Source organism: Paenibacillus sp. JGP012, from assembly GCF_014203995.1.
Lineage (GTDB): Bacteria > Bacillota > Bacilli > Paenibacillales > Paenibacillaceae > Paenibacillus > Paenibacillus silvae.
In genome coordinates this window covers 86,938-103,953 of record NZ_JACHKG010000003.1, presented here as the reverse complement: position 1 = coordinate 103,953, position 17,016 = coordinate 86,938, and the positions used below count along the sequence as shown (strand labels likewise).

12 protein-coding genes are annotated in these 17,016 nt (G+C 46.8%); 7 read left to right on the top strand and 5 right to left on the bottom strand.

Annotated features, from left to right (window positions below; all coding sequences use genetic code 11):
• Positions 1-533: 533 nt before the first annotated feature.
• Both HNR77_RS05290 and HNR77_RS05285 read left to right on the top strand, forming a co-directional pair.
• Positions 534-1,151, top strand: a complete 618-nt coding sequence (locus HNR77_RS05290; protein WP_260410325.1) for a TetR/AcrR family transcriptional regulator — start codon at positions 534-536, stop codon at positions 1,149-1,151.
• Between the two features lie 83 nt (positions 1,152-1,234).
• Positions 1,235-3,556: an MMPL family transporter gene (locus HNR77_RS05285; RefSeq protein WP_184181482.1), complete on the top strand. Its 2,322-nt coding sequence runs from the start codon at positions 1,235-1,237 to the stop codon at positions 3,554-3,556.
• Positions 3,557-3,661: 105 nt separating this feature from the next.
• Here HNR77_RS05285 and HNR77_RS05280 read toward each other — a convergent pair whose 3' ends face one another.
• The 3 genes from HNR77_RS05280 to HNR77_RS05270 form a co-directional block, all read right to left on the bottom strand.
• The gene (locus HNR77_RS05280) at positions 3,662-4,411 is read right to left on the bottom strand and encodes a gamma-glutamyl-gamma-aminobutyrate hydrolase family protein (RefSeq protein ID WP_184181480.1); all 750 of its coding nucleotides are present in this window, start codon (positions 4,409-4,411) and stop codon (positions 3,662-3,664) included.
• A gap of 131 nt (positions 4,412-4,542) precedes the next feature.
• Positions 4,543-6,060, bottom strand: a complete 1,518-nt coding sequence (locus tag HNR77_RS05275; RefSeq protein ID WP_184181478.1) for a response regulator transcription factor — start codon at positions 6,058-6,060, stop codon at positions 4,543-4,545.
• A gap of 17 nt (positions 6,061-6,077) precedes the next feature.
• The gene (locus HNR77_RS05270) at positions 6,078-7,844 is read right to left on the bottom strand and encodes a sensor histidine kinase (RefSeq protein ID WP_184181476.1); all 1,767 of its coding nucleotides are present in this window, start codon (positions 7,842-7,844) and stop codon (positions 6,078-6,080) included.
• A gap of 261 nt (positions 7,845-8,105) precedes the next feature.
• On the opposite strand from HNR77_RS05270, the gene HNR77_RS05265 reads away from it, so the two are divergent.
• From HNR77_RS05265 to HNR77_RS05255, 3 genes are all read left to right on the top strand, one after another.
• Positions 8,106-9,371 carry an ABC transporter substrate-binding protein gene (locus HNR77_RS05265; protein ID WP_184181897.1) on the top strand — a complete coding sequence of 422 codons (1,266 nt, stop codon included), beginning with the start codon at positions 8,106-8,108 and terminating at the stop codon, positions 9,369-9,371.
• 109 nt (positions 9,372-9,480) lie between these two features.
• A complete protein-coding gene (locus tag HNR77_RS05260; RefSeq protein WP_184181474.1) occupies positions 9,481-10,353 on the top strand; it encodes a carbohydrate ABC transporter permease in 873 nt (290 codons plus the stop codon).
• 1 nt (position 10,354) lies between these two features.
• Entirely contained in the window at positions 10,355-11,185 is an 831-nt protein-coding gene (locus HNR77_RS05255) for a carbohydrate ABC transporter permease (protein WP_111268873.1), read from the top strand.
• Positions 11,186-11,263: 78 nt separating this feature from the next.
• Here HNR77_RS05255 and helD read toward each other — a convergent pair whose 3' ends face one another.
• Positions 11,264-13,738 carry an RNA polymerase recycling motor HelD gene (gene helD, locus HNR77_RS05250; protein ID WP_184181472.1) on the bottom strand — a complete coding sequence of 825 codons (2,475 nt, stop codon included), beginning with the start codon at positions 13,736-13,738 and terminating at the stop codon, positions 11,264-11,266.
• A 336-nt stretch (positions 13,739-14,074) separates the two neighbouring features.
• Here helD and HNR77_RS05245 point away from each other — a divergent pair, with 336 nt between their 5' ends.
• Positions 14,075-15,055 (top strand): aldo/keto reductase, encoded by a 981-nt coding sequence (locus HNR77_RS05245; protein ID WP_184181470.1) that lies wholly within the window; start codon positions 14,075-14,077, stop codon positions 15,053-15,055.
• A 247-nt stretch (positions 15,056-15,302) separates the two neighbouring features.
• Here the strand turns inward: HNR77_RS05245 and HNR77_RS05240 are convergent, their stop codons facing one another.
• Positions 15,303-16,343, bottom strand: coding sequence for an NAD(P)-dependent alcohol dehydrogenase (locus HNR77_RS05240; RefSeq protein ID WP_184181469.1), 1,041 nt, complete (start codon positions 16,341-16,343; stop codon positions 15,303-15,305).
• Positions 16,344-16,549: 206 nt separating this feature from the next.
• Between HNR77_RS05240 and HNR77_RS05235 the strand changes: the two genes are divergently transcribed.
• On the top strand, positions 16,550-17,005 hold the full coding sequence (locus tag HNR77_RS05235; RefSeq protein ID WP_184181467.1) for a MerR family transcriptional regulator: 456 nt from the start codon (positions 16,550-16,552) through the stop codon (positions 17,003-17,005).
• The last annotated feature ends 11 nt before the right edge of the window (positions 17,006-17,016 follow it).

Below are 17,016 nucleotides of genomic sequence, written 5' to 3'. Positions count from 1 at the left end.
TGTCCGTATGGCCTTAACTCCTTGGTAGAAGTGGTCAAAAATTATCTGCTGGAAAGCTCCAATTCATATTGATAAATCAACTTTCCAAAATCACAGGTATTACACTATCAGACGTTTCTCTAAAAATCAAGGGATATTTTAAAATTAATTTTATTCGTTTGTTGAGGATGGAAAATGGAATAGATACGTCAAAACGTATTTTTGTATAAATATACTCTCCGTTTGTCTTCCTTCCTTTGTATACGTAATCGAAGCTAAACGAATAATCATGTGCTTTTAATCTACCCGTTCACGTACTTGTATTGTTCCCTATTAATGTTTGTATAGATTTTATGAATACCTTTGTACAATCTGAACTGAACCTCAATGTATATTCATAAATTTTTACTGGATATTCATCCACGAAAAATATTGCACAATGAGTAAATTTGCACAATGAGCAAGTTATTGTTATGATTATTTTCACAAATGAAACAACCATTTATTTTCTTCTATCCATCCCAAGGAGGCGAACGCATAGGCGGTATACCATTATGAAACGAACTTTGCGACATTTAAAAAAAGAAGCCACGGAGAAAGCACTCGCAGGAGTGGCTTTTAACCTGACGCTAGAGCATGGACTCGACGGGTTCACGGTAGAAGATATCGTGCAGCAGGTCGGATGTTCGCGCAGAACATTTGCCAACTACTTTACATGCAAGGAAGAAGCGGTTGCGCTAGGGGCCCTGTCCGTGCCGAATACAGCTGAGCTGGAACATCTGCTCACCCAGCTTCCGGACCATGCAACATTGCTGGAGATTATGTATGAACTGGTTAAAATGCAACTCACGTCCGAATTGATTGGCAGACTGCATCAACTTGTCATCTTGTCCCGAACCTATCCCGTGCTTGAACCTCACTATTTGGCTGCGATGCACCGGCTGCAGACTCAGGCTCAGGAAACCCTGCTCGACCTGTCAAACGGACAATACGACGAGATCTATACGTACTTGCTGATCAGCGCCATCTATGGCACCGTGCTGCCCTTGATTGAGGGAAGATTGAATGTGCGTTTGCCCGGGCAGCAGATCGCTGCCAGCGCTGCCTCTGATGCAGTCCCGTTTGAGCAGTTTATGGAAACGGTGTTTGATCATTTGCGGAAAGGGTTTTAATCTCTTCCATTCCTGCCCTACCCTTTTAATAATCCATCATCGTAAATGCCATACTTATAATAGAAGGAGTGTAAAAGAGAGAAATGTCTACCTTATTATACAAAATAGGAAAAACCGCTTTTCGCAAGCCCGCTTATTTCATTATTGGATGGGTGATTATTCTGGGGATTGTTATCTCCATGATCAGCATCAACGGCGTCCGTATCAGTTCCGAAATGAAAATTGAAGGCACAGAATCACAGAAAGTTCTGGATCAGCTTGCAAAAGAACTGCCTGCGGCCTCCGGCGGTCAAGGAAGCGTTGTGTTCAAAGCGCCGGACAATGAGCGGCTGGATACACCCGAGCGTGGAGCTGCCATCATGAAAGGTGTCAGCGAAGTTTACGGGCTGGAGAAAGTGATCAATCCAGCCGACTATGCAGCAGCTGCGCAAGCGAATAGCTCAGGAGCATCTGCGGACGCAGCTCAAGCGATGAGCATGGCTCAGTCAGCTACAGCTTCTCCGCCTCCATATGGCCCATTAATAGTGAACAATGTTCCTGTTCCAGGCGTATTGATCTCTTCCGATGGGAGCACGGCGCTGTTTCAGTTCCAGTTCACAATTGAACAATCCGCCATTACGCAGGATGTCTTCGATTCCGTCATTCATTCGGTCATGAAAGTTGAACAAGGAACACAGATTAAAGTATTGCCAGGTGAAACGCTTAAATCGGTATCCATCGGGGTTGGCTCTGCTGAAATTGTGGGGCTTGTTATCGCGGTCATCGTACTGCTGATTACCCTTGGTTCCGTTGTTGCAGCAGGTCTGCCACTGATCACAGCCCTTCTTGGAGTAGCTATCGGGGTCGGCGGAGCATTCTCAATCTCCAAATTTGTTGATATGCCAAGTGTTACATCCGTTCTGGCTCTGATGGTAGGTCTGGCTGTCGGCATCGACTATGCACTCTTCATCGTCAACCGTCAGCGCCGGATGATTATTGATCAGCGCCTGAGCGCACAGGAAGCTACAGCCCGGGCGATTGGCACATCGGGCAGTGCTGTGTTTTTTGCTGGATTAACGGTCATTATCGCCCTATGCGGTATGCTTGTCATTGGACTGACCTTCTTGTCCACGATGGCACTCGTCGCAGCTGCGACAGTACTGATCAACGTATTCGTTGCGTTAACCCTTCTGCCCGCCTTGCTTGGTCTTGTTGGTGAACGAATCTGCTCGAAAAAAGCACGTGCGAAAGCTGCCAGTACATCAGAGGCGTCAAGTCATGGCGTGGCCAACAGATGGGTCAAATTCATCATTAAAAATCGCTGGGCGACCATTATTGCGATTATCCTCGTTCTGGGGTTTGCCGCCACTCCGATTACAAAAATGGAAATGGGTATCCCGGGTGCTTCGTCAGCGAACCTGGATACGGATGCAAGACAGAGCTATGATGCGATCTCGAAAGGTTTTGGAGAAGGCTTCAACGGACCATTGATCCTGGTCGCTGAACCGCGTAATGCCTCTGCCAAAATGACACCTGAGCTTCTGGGCGGACTCGCCATGGAGCTGCAAGGCCAGAATAACGTGGCTCAAGTCTCACCTTTAGGCATGACGGAGGAAATGGCTATTTTCAGTCTGATTCCCAAGACAGGTCCTAACGATAATGCGACAAAAACGCTAGTCTACGATTTGCGGTCGGCAGACTCCAGCATGGCCAAGACATATGACGTCAAACTTGGCGTCACCGGACTTACCGCCGTAAATATTGATATGTCCGCCAAGCTGGCTCAGGTTTTCCCGATCTATGTAGGCATTATCATTCTACTTTCATTAATTATCTTGCTGCTTGTATTCCGTTCGATCATCGTTCCGATCAAAGCAACCATCGGATTCTTGCTTAGTATCCTGGCTACATTCGGCATGACGACAGCTGTGTTCCAGTGGGGCTGGCTGCATTCCCTCTTCGGTTTCGATACAGGCGGCCCGCTGCTTAGCTTCATGCCTATTATTGTAACCGGGATTCTGTACGGTCTTGCCATGGATTATCAGGTGTTCCTGGTTAGCTCCATGCGCGAATCCTATGTCCACGGTCACCGCGGCACCGAATCGGTTGTACATGGTTATAATCAGGTTAGTCGTGTCGTTGTAGCAGCAGCAGTTATCATGGTTTCCGTATTTGCTGGTTTTATCTTTACCGATGATGTAATGATTAAACAGATTGGATTCACGCTGGCGATCGGCATTCTAATCGATGCTTTTATCATCCGAATGGCTCTGGTGCCTGCCATTATGGCGATTTTTGGCGACAAAGCCTGGTCTCTTCCGAAATGGCTGGATCGCATCCTGCCTAATCTCGACGTTGAAGGCGAAAAACTGATTGCTACCCTCAGTGCCAATGAAGGGAATGCAAAAGCAGAATCCGGATTGTGACATATTTTCAACTAACATGTTCTTCTGCAAAAGACCTCCTCAGTCAAATGAGAAGGTCTTTGTCATATTCACCGAATGTCCCTTGACCACGCCCTACACATTGAATCAGGCTATAATATCCTGCATCGGACTATTGAATCGAGCTGAACAGCAGGCGCTCACGAAAGCTGTAAACAGCTGCTGGCTGTACTCGTCCACGGCATAACTATACTCCGGATGCCACTGAACAGCGAGCACAAACGAGCAGCCAGGCATGACGACAGATTCAATCAGCCCATCCTCCGCAATCGCTGCAGCTACTAATTGATCGGACAACGTTTTAATGCCCTGATGGTGATAACTGTTAACCCGAATCTGGTCCGTCTGCAAGATATCATGCAGCAAATTATGCTTTTCAATATGTACGAAATGTACGAGATTGGTGTACGGGGGTTTTTGCTGATGAGCAATTTTCTGCTCTGCATCAAAAGCTGTGGGGATATCCTGATATAACGTTCCGCCTAATATAGCGTTAAACAGCTGTAATCCACGGCATATGCCGAAGGCAGGTTTGCCCAGCGCAATCACTTTTTCAAACAGAACAGCCTCCATTCTATCCCGCTCTATACATAACTCGCCACAGACGCTCTGCATCCGCTCACCGTAAAGCTCCGGATTCACATCATGTCCACCGGTAAACAGAAATCCGTCAAAGGTGTTCGCCAGCGCTGTGATCATGTCCTCGTCCGTCGTTAATGGCAGCATGACCGGTATCCCGCCCGACGCTTCAATCGCCTTCATATAATCAGGAAGCATCCAGTAACTTTTTTTGTCCGTATCATACAAAGGCAGTACCCCAATCATCGGTTTGTTCATGCCGTGCGACCTCCTAAGCATACTTTTTATCCTCTGAAAACTTGCTTCTATTTTATCAGAATTTCTACTGAATAATTTGCATAAAACCTTGCACTTCTGCACCTGAATGAACGCCTGCTCCAACTCTCTGCTTATGAAAGATCGATCAGCTGTTGCTTGTATTCCGTTGGACGAAGTCCCTTATATTCTTTGAACACCCTGGAAAAATAATGTTGATCGGTGAAGCCAAGCAGCTCAGCCAGCTCTCTGAATTTCATCTCGGGCTGATCGGCCATCAGACGGCAGGCTTCCTCAATTTTAAGGCGGTTATAGTATTGCACAAAAGTAACACTTGTTTCACTCTTGATAACCCGGCTAACATAAGAAGGACTGATGTGGAACTTGTCCGCAATATCACGAATGGACAAGGCAGAGTATTTATTTAAACGTATATACTCATCAATCTTCTCAAATAATAGCGAACCGCTCCGTCGAACCTGAGATTGCAGCATATCAAAGCATTGCTCGATCCATTCCGTCAGTTCCTTGCAAAAATCAGTGTATACTGGCAAGTCCATCAGCTGTCTGCATCTCATCTCTAATGCCAGCCTCATTCCCGACCCCTGCTCTTCAAAAAAATGAGCAAACGTATCAACGATCAAACCCATGAAACGTTCAATCTCCGTCATATGCACATGCTCGTCAAGCCAGCGCTGAAGCAGTTCCGTAAGCTTGAGCGTAACATTTTCTTTGCGAAGCAGTTGAATCATTTGCACAAAGGAAGCTTCTGCTGCACGGTCCAGCACGCCTGCTTCGGACCGAACCATAGAGACCGGATTACCTGTATCCAGGGTGATGCCCTGCATAAGACGCTGCTGTTCAGCCAGCAGGGAACCTATACGATGGTAGATGTCAGTTACCTTATCCCGTTCAGAAGACAGCGGCTGTCCTCCGATCATGACATGGATCTCATGTGTCGCAAGGGTTCTGCGTAACGTTTCAAGACATTCATACATGGAAGTATACGAATCCATTGCACGGTGATGAACAAAAACGACATACTGATCTTCTTTTTGGCTTAAATACACCCGGCAGTAATGAGGTGTGAAAAAAGAGTTCATCATGGCCTGAAGCTGTTCCAGCCCCCAAGCCCCTTTGTCTCCTGTAAAAGGTTGTCTGCGCATCATAATCATCACCTGAGTATAGAGCGGTGCATATTCACCAGAGTCTTGGCCTGCATCAACATGCTGCACGTCAATAATTTCACGCAGATCAACCAGATTTTTCACTTTCCGTTGATCCAGCTGCTCTACAACTCTTCCGATGACCTCCTCCAGCGACTCCCGTTCCACCGGCTTTAACAAGTAATCAAATACCTGCAAGCTTAGTGCCTTTCTGGTGTATACAAAATCACTATACCCGCTGATCAATACAACCTTCAGATCGGGATTGGCCTCCTTGGCCTGTTCAATCAGCGCCAATCCATCCATTCGCGGCATACGGATATCCGTCAGAATCAAGTCAATATGATGCTTCTGAATCACCTCCAGCGCCTCCTCTCCGTTGGCGGCTGTAGCCGCCACTTGCACAGGATACTCCAGGGAAGAGAGAAGCATTTGAATGTTGCGCAGGATCGGTTTGCTGTCTTCCACAATCATCACATTGTACATCTGCTGTCCCTCCTGTATTAATAAAAATCCTTGGTCAATGAACCGATGATCTGAACGGTAGCACCCTGTTCCTTGTCGGATGAATGATTGAATATATTCACAAACAATCGATTGCAGTACATGAGTTTGAGTCTATTGACGCTGTTGATTATACCCATATTGCCGAGTGCTGGCTGCTGACTCAGGACCATCTGTGATTCGTCATCTGTTGTCTGCAGCTTGTCCATGATTTCCTTGATTTTGTCTGCTTGGAACCCATCGCCGTTGTCTGTAATCTCAAGAGCCCATAGTCCGTTATATTGTTTCACTGTAATCCGGATACGCCAGGGAGGTGCTGTCCGGGTAAAGGCATGCTCTATACAATTTTCCACAAATGGCTGAATGACCAGCCGGGGAAGCTTGACCTCACTGCCCATCTCATCAGCAACAATCTCCCACTCCAGATCCTCCTCATATTTCTGTTGCACCAGCGACAGGTAATGACGGGTATGCTCCAGCTCTTCATCCAGAGTCACGTGTGCATAGGGTGATGACACAATATAGCGCAGGCTATCCGAGAGATGTTTGCACATATCGGATACAGCCCTGTTCCTGCCTTCTTGAGCAGCAATACTGATCAGATAAAGCACATTATGAATGAAGTGAGGCGCAATCTGAGCCTGTAGAGCCGAATTGCGAGCTTTTACCTCTTCATGCAAAGCCTCCTTTTCACGCTCAATGGATCGCTGTAACCGATGGAGTAAATCCTGGAAAGCTTCATTAAGAAGCAACAGATCATTATTTTTAGGGGTCTTCTCCAATTTGAGATGCAAATTACTGTAATTCATACGCCAGATCTGACTGCGGAGCTTACGAATCGGAAGCAGCAGATTACGTGTCGACACAAAAATGTATACAAAGGAAAACAGCATAAGGCCAGTAATCAGAAGAATGGACATCGTCTGCACGGAGCGAATGGAGCCCAGAACAGATGCTTTGGGCGTAATAATGGTTGTAATCCAGCCTGTTTGTGGAGACATGGCATGTGTGATGTATTGATCAAACCTGTTGACATTCAACCCTTCCGAAGTTGACGGATTTGTCCATTCTTGTAACCGTCCGCTTTCGGTTTGCGAGCCCGTCATCTGTTCTCCATGCTTATTCAGAATATAGACATCCCCTACCGTAATACCTCCGGTCAGATTCTGAATATACGCCTGGTCCATTTGAATGCTGAGATAACCATATACTTTGCCGTTCTGATCATTAATCGTACGTACAAAGGAGATATGGTTGGACTGGCGCACCAGCACAAACCCCTGTTCCTGCCATGCGCGTCCTGCACGACTTTTATCCAGCATATCCCGAAGGAGAGCAGCAGGGTTACTGATGCCCAGATACGATGTAAGCAGCACACCCTGCTTATCATAAATGGACATGTCCTTTATGTTCATACTTGGCCCAATGGCCTGGAACATAATATCCTTCAGGACGCGAATCTGCTTCAAGCGTTCATAATTATTCGGAGCAAGCGAGCTTTTGTTCATTGCGGTGAAAATATCCTTGTTAGACAATATGCGCTGTGACATCTGATTCTGCTGCTCAACATACAAATCCACCTGCTCTCGCACTTTTGTTGCAGCAACGAGCAAATCCTGCTCTGTCTTTTGTCTAAGCGGGGTAACCACCACGACATTAACGTAGACAATGAAGCATCCTAGCACAAATAAAAGCAAAACCAAGAAGGTCAGAAGCACCTTCGTTTGCAAGCTGAATTGTGGTGCGCTCTTTACAAGATTAAACATGTCCTGCATCACACTCCTGAATAACCATGGTGTTATATCCGTGCTTCAACGTTCCATGACCACTGTATCACGGGTCTTTATGAAATGATAGCGATTTCAAGTTCAGTATTTTACACATGAATGTTCAACCACAGACATGTACCCACAGCATGAATATATCTATAATCGGATGTGCAAACGGATTCAAGAGATGATCTAGAGGGGGATTTCACATTGAAATTGCATAAAGCAAAAAAAGTACCAGCCTTGATATTGGCAAGCATGTTAACGATCGGACTTACAGCCTGCGGATCAGACAGCTCGGACAACGGCTCATCAGCAGGTGAGGAGGGCAAAAACGCCAAGGTCACGCTTGAACTTGCCATATCCAAAAGCTCACAGGATTCCGCCTTCATTCAAAAAGATGTGCTGGATGACTTCGAGAAAAAGACAAATATACGAGTGAATCTGCAGCTGATTCCCGCAGAGCAAACGACTACGGTGCTTCAGACCAAGCTGGCTGTTGACGAGACACCCGACATTATTCAGTACAACCTCGCAAGCGCCGTCACTGACCTGAATCTGGAGCGCAATTTCGAGATTCTGGACAACGAACCTTGGGCCGGCAGAATTGTGAATAAAGACGTGCTTTCTTCTGGCGGTCACATCTATAGCTTCCATGTCAGTCAGGATACAGGCATGCAGGGCGTTGTATACAACAAGAAGATATTTGAGGAGCTCGGCTTATCCATTCCGAAGAATTATGAAGAATTTCTAGCCATCTGCGAGAAAATCAAAGCCAGCGGCATCACCCCTGTATTCATGCCATATAAAGATGCCTGGGCAGCCAACATTTGGCCCGCTGCCGCTTTTGCTGATTTTGCCGCTAAACATGACCCCACTTTTTTTGACGATGTGAATAGCAACAAGAAAAAATGGTCGGATGTGCCTGAGTTCAAAACCTTTCTTGAGCAGCAGTACGAGGTGTATTCCAAAGGATACACCAACGCGGATGTGCTGAGTGACAGCTATGATATGGCGGTAGGCAAATTCCTCAACAAGGAAGTTGCCATGATGTTTATGGGAGACTGGCTGATTGAAGGCGTAGCAGAACAGGACCCAGGCATGGAGCTGGGGGTCTTCCCGATTCCATCTTCCGAAGATGCAAGTTTGGGTGCAAGTCCGCTCGGCGGCCAGCTGTTTATCCCGAAAAAGTCCAAACATCTGGAAGAAGCCAAACAGTTCCTTGATTACATTGCCTCCAAAGACGTTGCACAAAAAATTGTGGACGCCAAAGGATATGTATCCAATCTTAATGACGTTACTACACCTGAACTGCCGGCATACAAACAGGATATTGTCGACAATTACATTACACCGAAGAAAACCGTGCTCACAACAGATGCCTACATGCTGGTTGACCGCAGTGAGCTGTACCGTTTGCTGCAGGACCAGTTCGCAGGCGGCCTGACACCGGAGGAAGTATTGAAATCATGGGATGAGAAATTCAGCCAGCTGATGCAGGACAAAGGCATTTCCGGCTTCTAGTTTACAGCAAGCAGAACAATACACATCCAATACAAAACCAAGGCAGCATAACACGGTCAGCTTCATCTGATGACAGGTTATGCTGTCTGCCTATAACGGAGCGTGACATATGAAACGGGCTAAAAATTTATATTCATACTATATGATATTTCCTGCGCTGATCATCTACTCTGTCTTCTTTGTTATTCCGGCCATCACGGGTTTTTATTATTCCTTTACAGATTGGCGGCTGGATCGGCTGGAGTTAAGTTTCATTGGCTGGGATAATTTCAGGAAAATTTTTTCGGACAAAACGCTGATTCTGGCGCTTCAGAACACAGCCATCTTTGCCATTGTGACGGTGGTTGGCAAAAATGTCATCGGTCTGCTGCTCGCCGTAGGTCTGAATATGAGACTTCGCACCAAAAATTTGCTGCGAGCCATCTTCTACTCTCCCTCCATCCTCAGCATCCTGGTGATCAGTATTCTGTTTACACCGATGCTGCGTACCGAGGGCACAATAAACAACCTGCTCGAAGCCATCGGACTCAGCTCCCTGAGTCAAGCCTGGCTGACGAATCCTTCGATTGTCATCTGGACGATTGCCATCGTTTCGATCTGGCAAAGCGCAGGGTTTCAGATGGCTATCTATCTGGCCGGTCTGCAATCCATTTCACAGGAATATTATGAAGCCGCCAAAATCGACGGAGCAAGCTCATGGAGAAGCTTTTTCAAAATTACACTGCCTCTCCTGCTGCCCGCGATTAACATCAACCTGATGCTGACTTTAATTGGCGGACTGAAAGTGTTCTCGGAGGTTTACGTTATGACGGGCGGAGGTCCGGGCAATGCATCTCAGGTTGTAGGTACAATCATTCTGCGTTCCTTTGGAGAAGGAAACTGGGGGCTTGGAACGGCTGTGAACACCCTTCTGTTTGTAGTTGTGACCATTATCGCTATACCACTCCTGATTTTCATGCGGCGCAAGGAGGTTACGGAATAATATGAGCTATACTCGCAAACTCGCCATCCGCGACTTCATTGTAGAAGGTTTCCTGATTCTCGCTTCCCTGATTGTTCTGCTGCCACTTGTCATTCTGATCCTGGGATCTTTCAAAACAAGTGCAGAAGTGCTAAGCTTCTCGCTAAGCCTGCCGGAAAGCTGGCAATTTTCGAACTATGTTCGTGTCTTTCAGGAGGGTGGCTTGTCACGGGCGTTCCTTAACAGCATCTGGATCACGGGAATCTCTTCTATTATTAACATTGCCGCTTCATCGGCAGCTGCTTTTATTCTCGCCAGACGGGATACCCGTTGGTCCGGAACGATCTATATGTATTTTTTCATGGGGCTTATCGCGCCAATGTCGATCATCACAACCATCCGTGTAGTTCAAGGCCTGGGCTTTTACGGAAGCATCACAAGTGTGATCCTGATCTACGCTGCACTTAATACAGCGTTTAGTGTTTTCCTGTACAGCGGGTTTATCAAAACCATTCCAAGAGCACTGGACGAAGTTGCTTTTCTGGAAGGTGCCAGTGTGTTCGGTGTGTTCTTCCGCATCGTTACACCGCTCATTCTGCCTGTAAATGCCACGGTAGCCATCATGGTATTTATGTCCGTGTGGAACGATATCACAATTCCCGTCTATTTCCTGACAGACAGCTCGACCTGGACCATGCCGCTATCCATCTACAACTTCTACGGCAAGTACAGCCGGGACTGGAATCTGATCTTCGCTAATCTCGTACTGACCTCCCTGCCTGTGTTCATTCTTTATCTGTTTGGTCAAAAATATATCGTCAGCGGTCTTACAGCCGGCGCAGTCAAAGGTTAAACCTTACAACATCAAGCCCCCGTCACCAAACATGACGAGGGCTCGATGTGTAATTCATGTAATTCATGAGTCGAAAACTCAATCCTCCAGATCATGGAGAGGCAGCTGGTCAGCAGCTTTTCCAGGAGCACAAGTTTCTTCGCGTTTCTCATAAAGTCCTTCAGGCAGTGCTTGCACAAAAGGTGACCAATGCTGCTTGGCATATAAATGCAAACGATGCATCGCGCGAGTACAGGCCGTGTAGAGCAGCTTGCGATCATACTCTTCGCCATATTGTTCCGCTGAAGCGTCATATACGAGCACAGCATCAAATTCCACACCTTTGGCTAGATAAACCGCGATCACCATGCAGCCTTTTTCAAACTGTTCGGTTTCCTTCGTAATCAGCTTCAGTTTTCCCATCCCTTGTGCCTGTAGACGCTCATAAGCCATGCGGCTCTCTGCTGCTGTTTTGGTTATGATGGCAATCGATTGAAAGCCCTCCGCTTGCAGCTCGGCAACATCTTTGCTAATAAGCGCATCATGTCGGCTCTCTGCTATGCCCGTTTGTATGAGCTGCGGCTTCTGATCTCTTCTGTCAAAAGCAACAATTTCTTCGCCGCCTGGCAGCATGGCTCTGGTGAATTCGACAATTTCACGTGTTGAACGATAACTTTGCAGCAGCCGGATAAGTCTGGTTTCTTTTTCACCGTATAATCCGGTTAATGGAGAATCCGCAGCAGCAAGCTCCGTTGCCTGCATATAGATGGCCTGACCGAAATCACCCAGCACGGTCAATCGGGCGCGGGGAAACAGCTTTTTGATATATTCATACTGGAATGCCGAATAATCCTGCCCCTCATCCACAAATACATAACGGATATCCGTGTTGATGCGCACACCTTCAATGATTTCTTTGACATATAAATACGGAGTAGCATCTTCATGAAACAGTTTGTTTTGATGCAGCATGTCGATCGTTTGTTTGCAGATTTCGTCCCAGTAAGGCGGAACAATTGCACCACTCGTGCGTTCCTTATAAGCAGCCTCGTCTACAAATAACTGCTCATACACCGCTTGAACATTCACGAATTTGAACTTCCGCACCCGCTGTCTTAACGGTTTGAACATCTGTTTCACAACATTACGCCGCAGCAGTCGCTCCTCTCGCTCCACAAAATCAAAGGCTCCTTCATCCAGATCAGGGCGTTTACTCGCATTCTCACGAGCTGCATACTGCTCAGCCACTTCAAAAACAGGCTTCTCTTTGTGCAGTTTGCGATACACATCCGCGTAATCATCCATATCGAGATAAGTCAATTCTTCCTCCACCCAATCTGCATGCCGCTCCTGCTGCTCCAACAGGGCCAGCTCTTTCAGCAGCCATTCCTGCAATAGCAGAATACGACTGGGCAACGATAACTTCACATCATAGCTGGAAAATTGCGCCTTCATCTGTGCTGAAGTAATGAACTCGCGATCGCGGAATCGAATGCCAACAAATTTTATGCCTTCCCGGCCGAGCCATTCACCGTAATTTTTCAACGCCTCCAGAAATGCAGGGGACGCTTTGTACCGAATTCCTTCCAATCGTGCGGCATACCCTGCTTCCTCTCCAGCTGTCAGCACATACTCCATTTGGTCGAGCGGGTCCTCCGGGCTCAGGGAAGATCCCAGCCAGTAATTCAAATATTCCTGAAACGTGGTCTGTTGAATATTTTCTTCACCCAGTTCAGGCAATACGGTCGAGATATAACTGGCAAACATCGGATTTGGCGAAAAAAGAACCATCTGATCCGCTTTAACGCTCTGGCGGTGTTTATATAAAAGATAGGCCACTCGCTGGAGCGCCGCTGACGTCTTGCCGCTGCCCGCTGCCCCCTGCACGATCAGCATTCGGCTTCGATCGTCGCGGATGATCGCGTTCTGCTCCTTTTGAATCGTTGCCACGATGCTTTTCATCTGAGAATTGGCTCCCTTGGAGAGTACCTCCTGAAGCAAAGCGTCTCCAATCGTCTCACTGGCATCAAACATGCCAAGCAGCTGACCATCCTGAATCTGAAACTGGCGTTTCAGCTCCACGCTACCCTCGATTCGTCCCATCGGTGTCTCGTAATCTGCCGGACCAGAGGCATGATCATAATAAAGACTTGCGATCGGGGTACGCCAATCATAGATCAGAAAATTCAACCCTTCCCTATCCGTAAATGAGGACACGCCAATATAAACCTGCTCGGTGAAGTTAATTCCCTTCTCCTTAAAGTCAATTCGGCCAAAATAGGGTGAAGGAAGCAGACGATTCACGCTTTTCCATTGCTGCACGAGCAGCTGATGTCCCCGTTCTCGCTCAGCCAGTACGCGTGATTGCTGGTTTATCGTATAAAAAGCCTCTTCAAAATCGGTATAGGAACTCGTATTTATCGTTACTTCTTCCCAGAAGCGCTTGCGAATATCAGCCGCCTGTTCTGCAAGTCCAGCCACTTGAGGTTCTAGCTCATCAAGTCGTTCTTGCAGCTCTTGACGAACATGAGCCAGTCTTTCCTTTTCCCACTGTCGATCATTTGTTTCTGTCATCGTTTTAACCACTCCTTAACCCATTTATTGGAATAAAAAAGCAGGTTGACAAAACAAAGAATTCGATGTAAGATTAAATTAGGAGAAATAATGTTACACCTTTTTAATTCGATGAAATATCAACTGCGCTCATGATTATATCATAGCGCATTTTTGCGTTCAATCTTTTTTCGTAACCTAAGTACAAGTGACCTGGTTTTTCAAACTTAACCATACTTTTATTCGCCCCCCTTGCTTCCAAGGGGATTGATTCATGAACTGTGACATAATAGAACAGAAAACAGCCAACCTGTCGTATACGCGGCAATTTTTGAATGGAAAGGAAATGTGATCGCGATGGAATACGTCAAACTGGGCAATACAGGACTCGATGTATCCCGACTTTGCCTCGGATGTATGGGATTTGGGGATGCAACCAAGTGGATTCACGAATGGGTGCTTAACGAAGAAGACTCCCGTTCTGTTATTCGAAAGGCGCTTGATCTGGGCATTAATTTCTTTGATACAGCAAATGTTTACTCCGGCGGCACAAGTGAGGAGTACCTTGGACGAGCATTGAAGGATTATGCCAACCGTGATGAGGTTGTGATTGCAACCAAAGTTCATGGCCGAATGCATGAAGGCCCCAACGGTTCCGGCTTGTCCAGGAAAGCCATTTTAAGTGAAATCGACAAAAGTCTGAAACGACTCGAAACGGATTATGTGGATTTGTATATCATTCATCGCTGGGACTATAACACGCCTATTGAAGAAACAATGGAAGCACTGCATGATGTGGTCAAATCTGGTAAAGCCCGATATATCGGTGCTTCCGCCATGTTTGCATGGCAGTTCCAGAAGGCATTGTATGTGGCTGAGAAGAACGGCTGGACAAGGTTTGTTTCGATGCAGAATCATTTGAACCTGATCTACCGTGAAGAGGAACGTGAGATGCTGCCTCTGTGCAAAGAGGAAAAAATCGGCGTTACTCCCTACAGCCCTCTCGCTTCTGGCAGATTGACAAGAGACTGGTCTGTGACTACGCATCGGTCTGAGACGGATGCGATACAAAAATCGAAGTATAATGCCACTAGTGACGCGGATCGCGTTATTGTGGAACGAGTGGCCTCTATTGCCGAGAAGTACAATGTGCCTCGCACACACATTGCGCTGGCATGGCTTTTACAAAAGGATCCGGTGACTGCACCGATTATCGGTGCAACGAAACATTCCCATCTGGATGTCGCTACAGGCGCATTATCCGTAAACCTGACCTTGGAGGACATCGCTTTTCTGGAAGAGCCATATATCCCTCATGCTGTCGTTGGTGCGCAATAAAAAATCGTCTTACGTGATGCAAGAAACAAGGAGCCCCTGCTTCCATATTCGGAAACAGGGGCTCCTTTTGCTGATGCATTATCTTTATTTTACTAGGGCGTGTCTTGAAACCTACTGAAGTGCATCTTCCCCCCTTTTCGCCCCCTGCTACGTCACTTTCCCTTGAAGTGCCTCGGCACGCCTGCGGGAAACTTCCTTGCTTGGAACGAAAATTCGGCAAAATTGGCTTTCTTGTGAGCTCTCTACCTTAAATCGTGCTGGTATCAATAACGAAGCGATATTTCACATCAGAAGCAAGTACGCGCTTGTATGCTTCATCAATCTGATCAGCAGAAATGACCTCAATGCTCGGTGCAATACCGTGTTCGGCACAGAAATCGAGCATCTCCTGTGTTTCCCGTATGCCGCCAATCAGGGAGCCGGCAAATGAACGGCGGTGACCGATCAATGAGAATACATTGACAGCGAGAGGCTCTGGCGGAGCACCTACGTTGACAAGTGTGCCATCCAGCGTCAACAGAGAGAAATAGGCATTGATGTCAATGCTGGCACTAACCGTATTAAGGATCAGATCAAATGATCCTGCCAGCTTTGCAAATGTTTCCGGGTCGCTCGTTGCGTAGTAGTGATCTGCGCCAAAATGCAGGCCATCTGCCTTTTTACTCAGGGATTGAGAGAGAACAGTAACTTCTGCTCCCATCGCATGTGCGATTTTAACTGCCATATGACCAAGGCCGCCCATACCTACGATAGCTACCTTCTTACCTGGACCAGCACCCCAATGGTGCAGCGGAGAGTAGGTGGTAATTCCGGCACATAACAGCGGTGCAGCAGCATCCAGCTCCATATTGTCAGGAATGCGTACTACAAAATCCTCGGTTACTACAATATGTGTGGAATAGCCGCCTTGGGTCGGTTCACCGTATTTGTCTACACCTGCATAGGTTGGAATGTTGCCTTTCAGACAGTACTGCTCTTCACCTTTAAGGCAATTCTCACATTCGCCGCAAGAGTCGACCATACAGCCAACACCTACACGGTCGCCTATTTTATATTTTGATACACCGCTTCCTACTTCAGTGACGATCCCTGCAATTTCGTGCCCTGGTACGAGTGGATAATTGACTGGCCCCCACTCCCCATGGGCTGTATGAATATCCGAGTGGCAGATGCCGGCAAATTTAATTTCAATTAACACATCTGTGGTATCCAGATCACGGCGGTTAATTTCTGCGGAACGAAAGGCTTGATCTGGTCCATCCACGGCTCTGGCTTTAGCTGTAATCAATGTTATAACCTCCTCATGATTTTGGAATCCTCTTTATCTTACGCCCTATAGTTAACTCTAGGTCAAATGTTTTGCTCTACTTTTTTTAAAAGTGTTCGTTTTGACATCACTCCTGACCGCATGATAGAATTCATTCGCATCAATTAATGGCCTGTACCATACGGCTTTAATCTCGATCTGATTAGAACTGAAAGGAACAAACCTATATGACATATTCCATTAGTGAAGTCGCTAAAAAACTGAATCTAACTGTATATACATTACGCTACTATGATAAAGAAGGCCTGATGCCCTTCGTCGAACGCAATTCGACCGGAACGAGGCAATTCAAGGACTCGGATATTGATTTCCTGAAAATAATCCAATGTCTGAAAGCTACCGGAATGCCGATCAAGGATATCCGAGAATTCATTGCCTGGTGCTCGGAAGGTGATACAACCTTGCGTCAGAGGTATGACATGTTTACCGAGCGCAAAGCCAGCGTCGAGGCCCAAATGGAAGAACTCCGAAGAACAATGGAGGTTATTGAGCATAAACGCAGCTATTATCAGCAGGCCATTGAAGCTGGAACGGAAAGCATTCACAAAACTGTACTGGCTCCTAACCGTGAGCATGTTGCAAGCTCGTTGAGCAAGAGAACGGGGATTTCGCCTGTTTGTTAATGTCCCGCCAC

Excerpts from the sequence above, each read along its gene's own strand:
- HNR77_RS05290 (WP_260410325.1), top strand. The coding sequence starts at position 534 with ATGAAACGAACTTTGCGACATTTAAAAAAAGAAGCCACGGAGAAAGCA.
- HNR77_RS05285 (WP_184181482.1), top strand. The coding sequence starts at position 1,235 with ATGTCTACCTTATTATACAAAATAGGAAAAACCGCTTTTCGCAAGCCC.
- HNR77_RS05280 (WP_184181480.1), bottom strand. The coding sequence starts at position 4,411 with ATGAACAAACCGATGATTGGGGTACTGCCTTTGTATGATACGGACAAA.
- HNR77_RS05275 (WP_184181478.1), bottom strand. The coding sequence starts at position 6,060 with ATGTACAATGTGATGATTGTGGAAGACAGCAAACCGATCCTGCGCAAC.
- HNR77_RS05270 (WP_184181476.1), bottom strand. The coding sequence starts at position 7,844 with ATGTTTAATCTTGTAAAGAGCGCACCACAATTCAGCTTGCAAACGAAG.
- HNR77_RS05265 (WP_184181897.1), top strand. The coding sequence starts at position 8,106 with ATGTTAACGATCGGACTTACAGCCTGCGGATCAGACAGCTCGGACAAC.
- HNR77_RS05260 (WP_184181474.1), top strand. The coding sequence starts at position 9,481 with ATGAAACGGGCTAAAAATTTATATTCATACTATATGATATTTCCTGCG.
- HNR77_RS05255 (WP_111268873.1), top strand. The coding sequence starts at position 10,355 with ATGAGCTATACTCGCAAACTCGCCATCCGCGACTTCATTGTAGAAGGT.
- helD (WP_184181472.1), bottom strand. The coding sequence starts at position 13,738 with ATGACAGAAACAAATGATCGACAGTGGGAAAAGGAAAGACTGGCTCAT.
- HNR77_RS05245 (WP_184181470.1), top strand. The coding sequence starts at position 14,075 with ATGGAATACGTCAAACTGGGCAATACAGGACTCGATGTATCCCGACTT.
- HNR77_RS05235 (WP_184181467.1), top strand. The coding sequence starts at position 16,550 with ATGACATATTCCATTAGTGAAGTCGCTAAAAAACTGAATCTAACTGTA.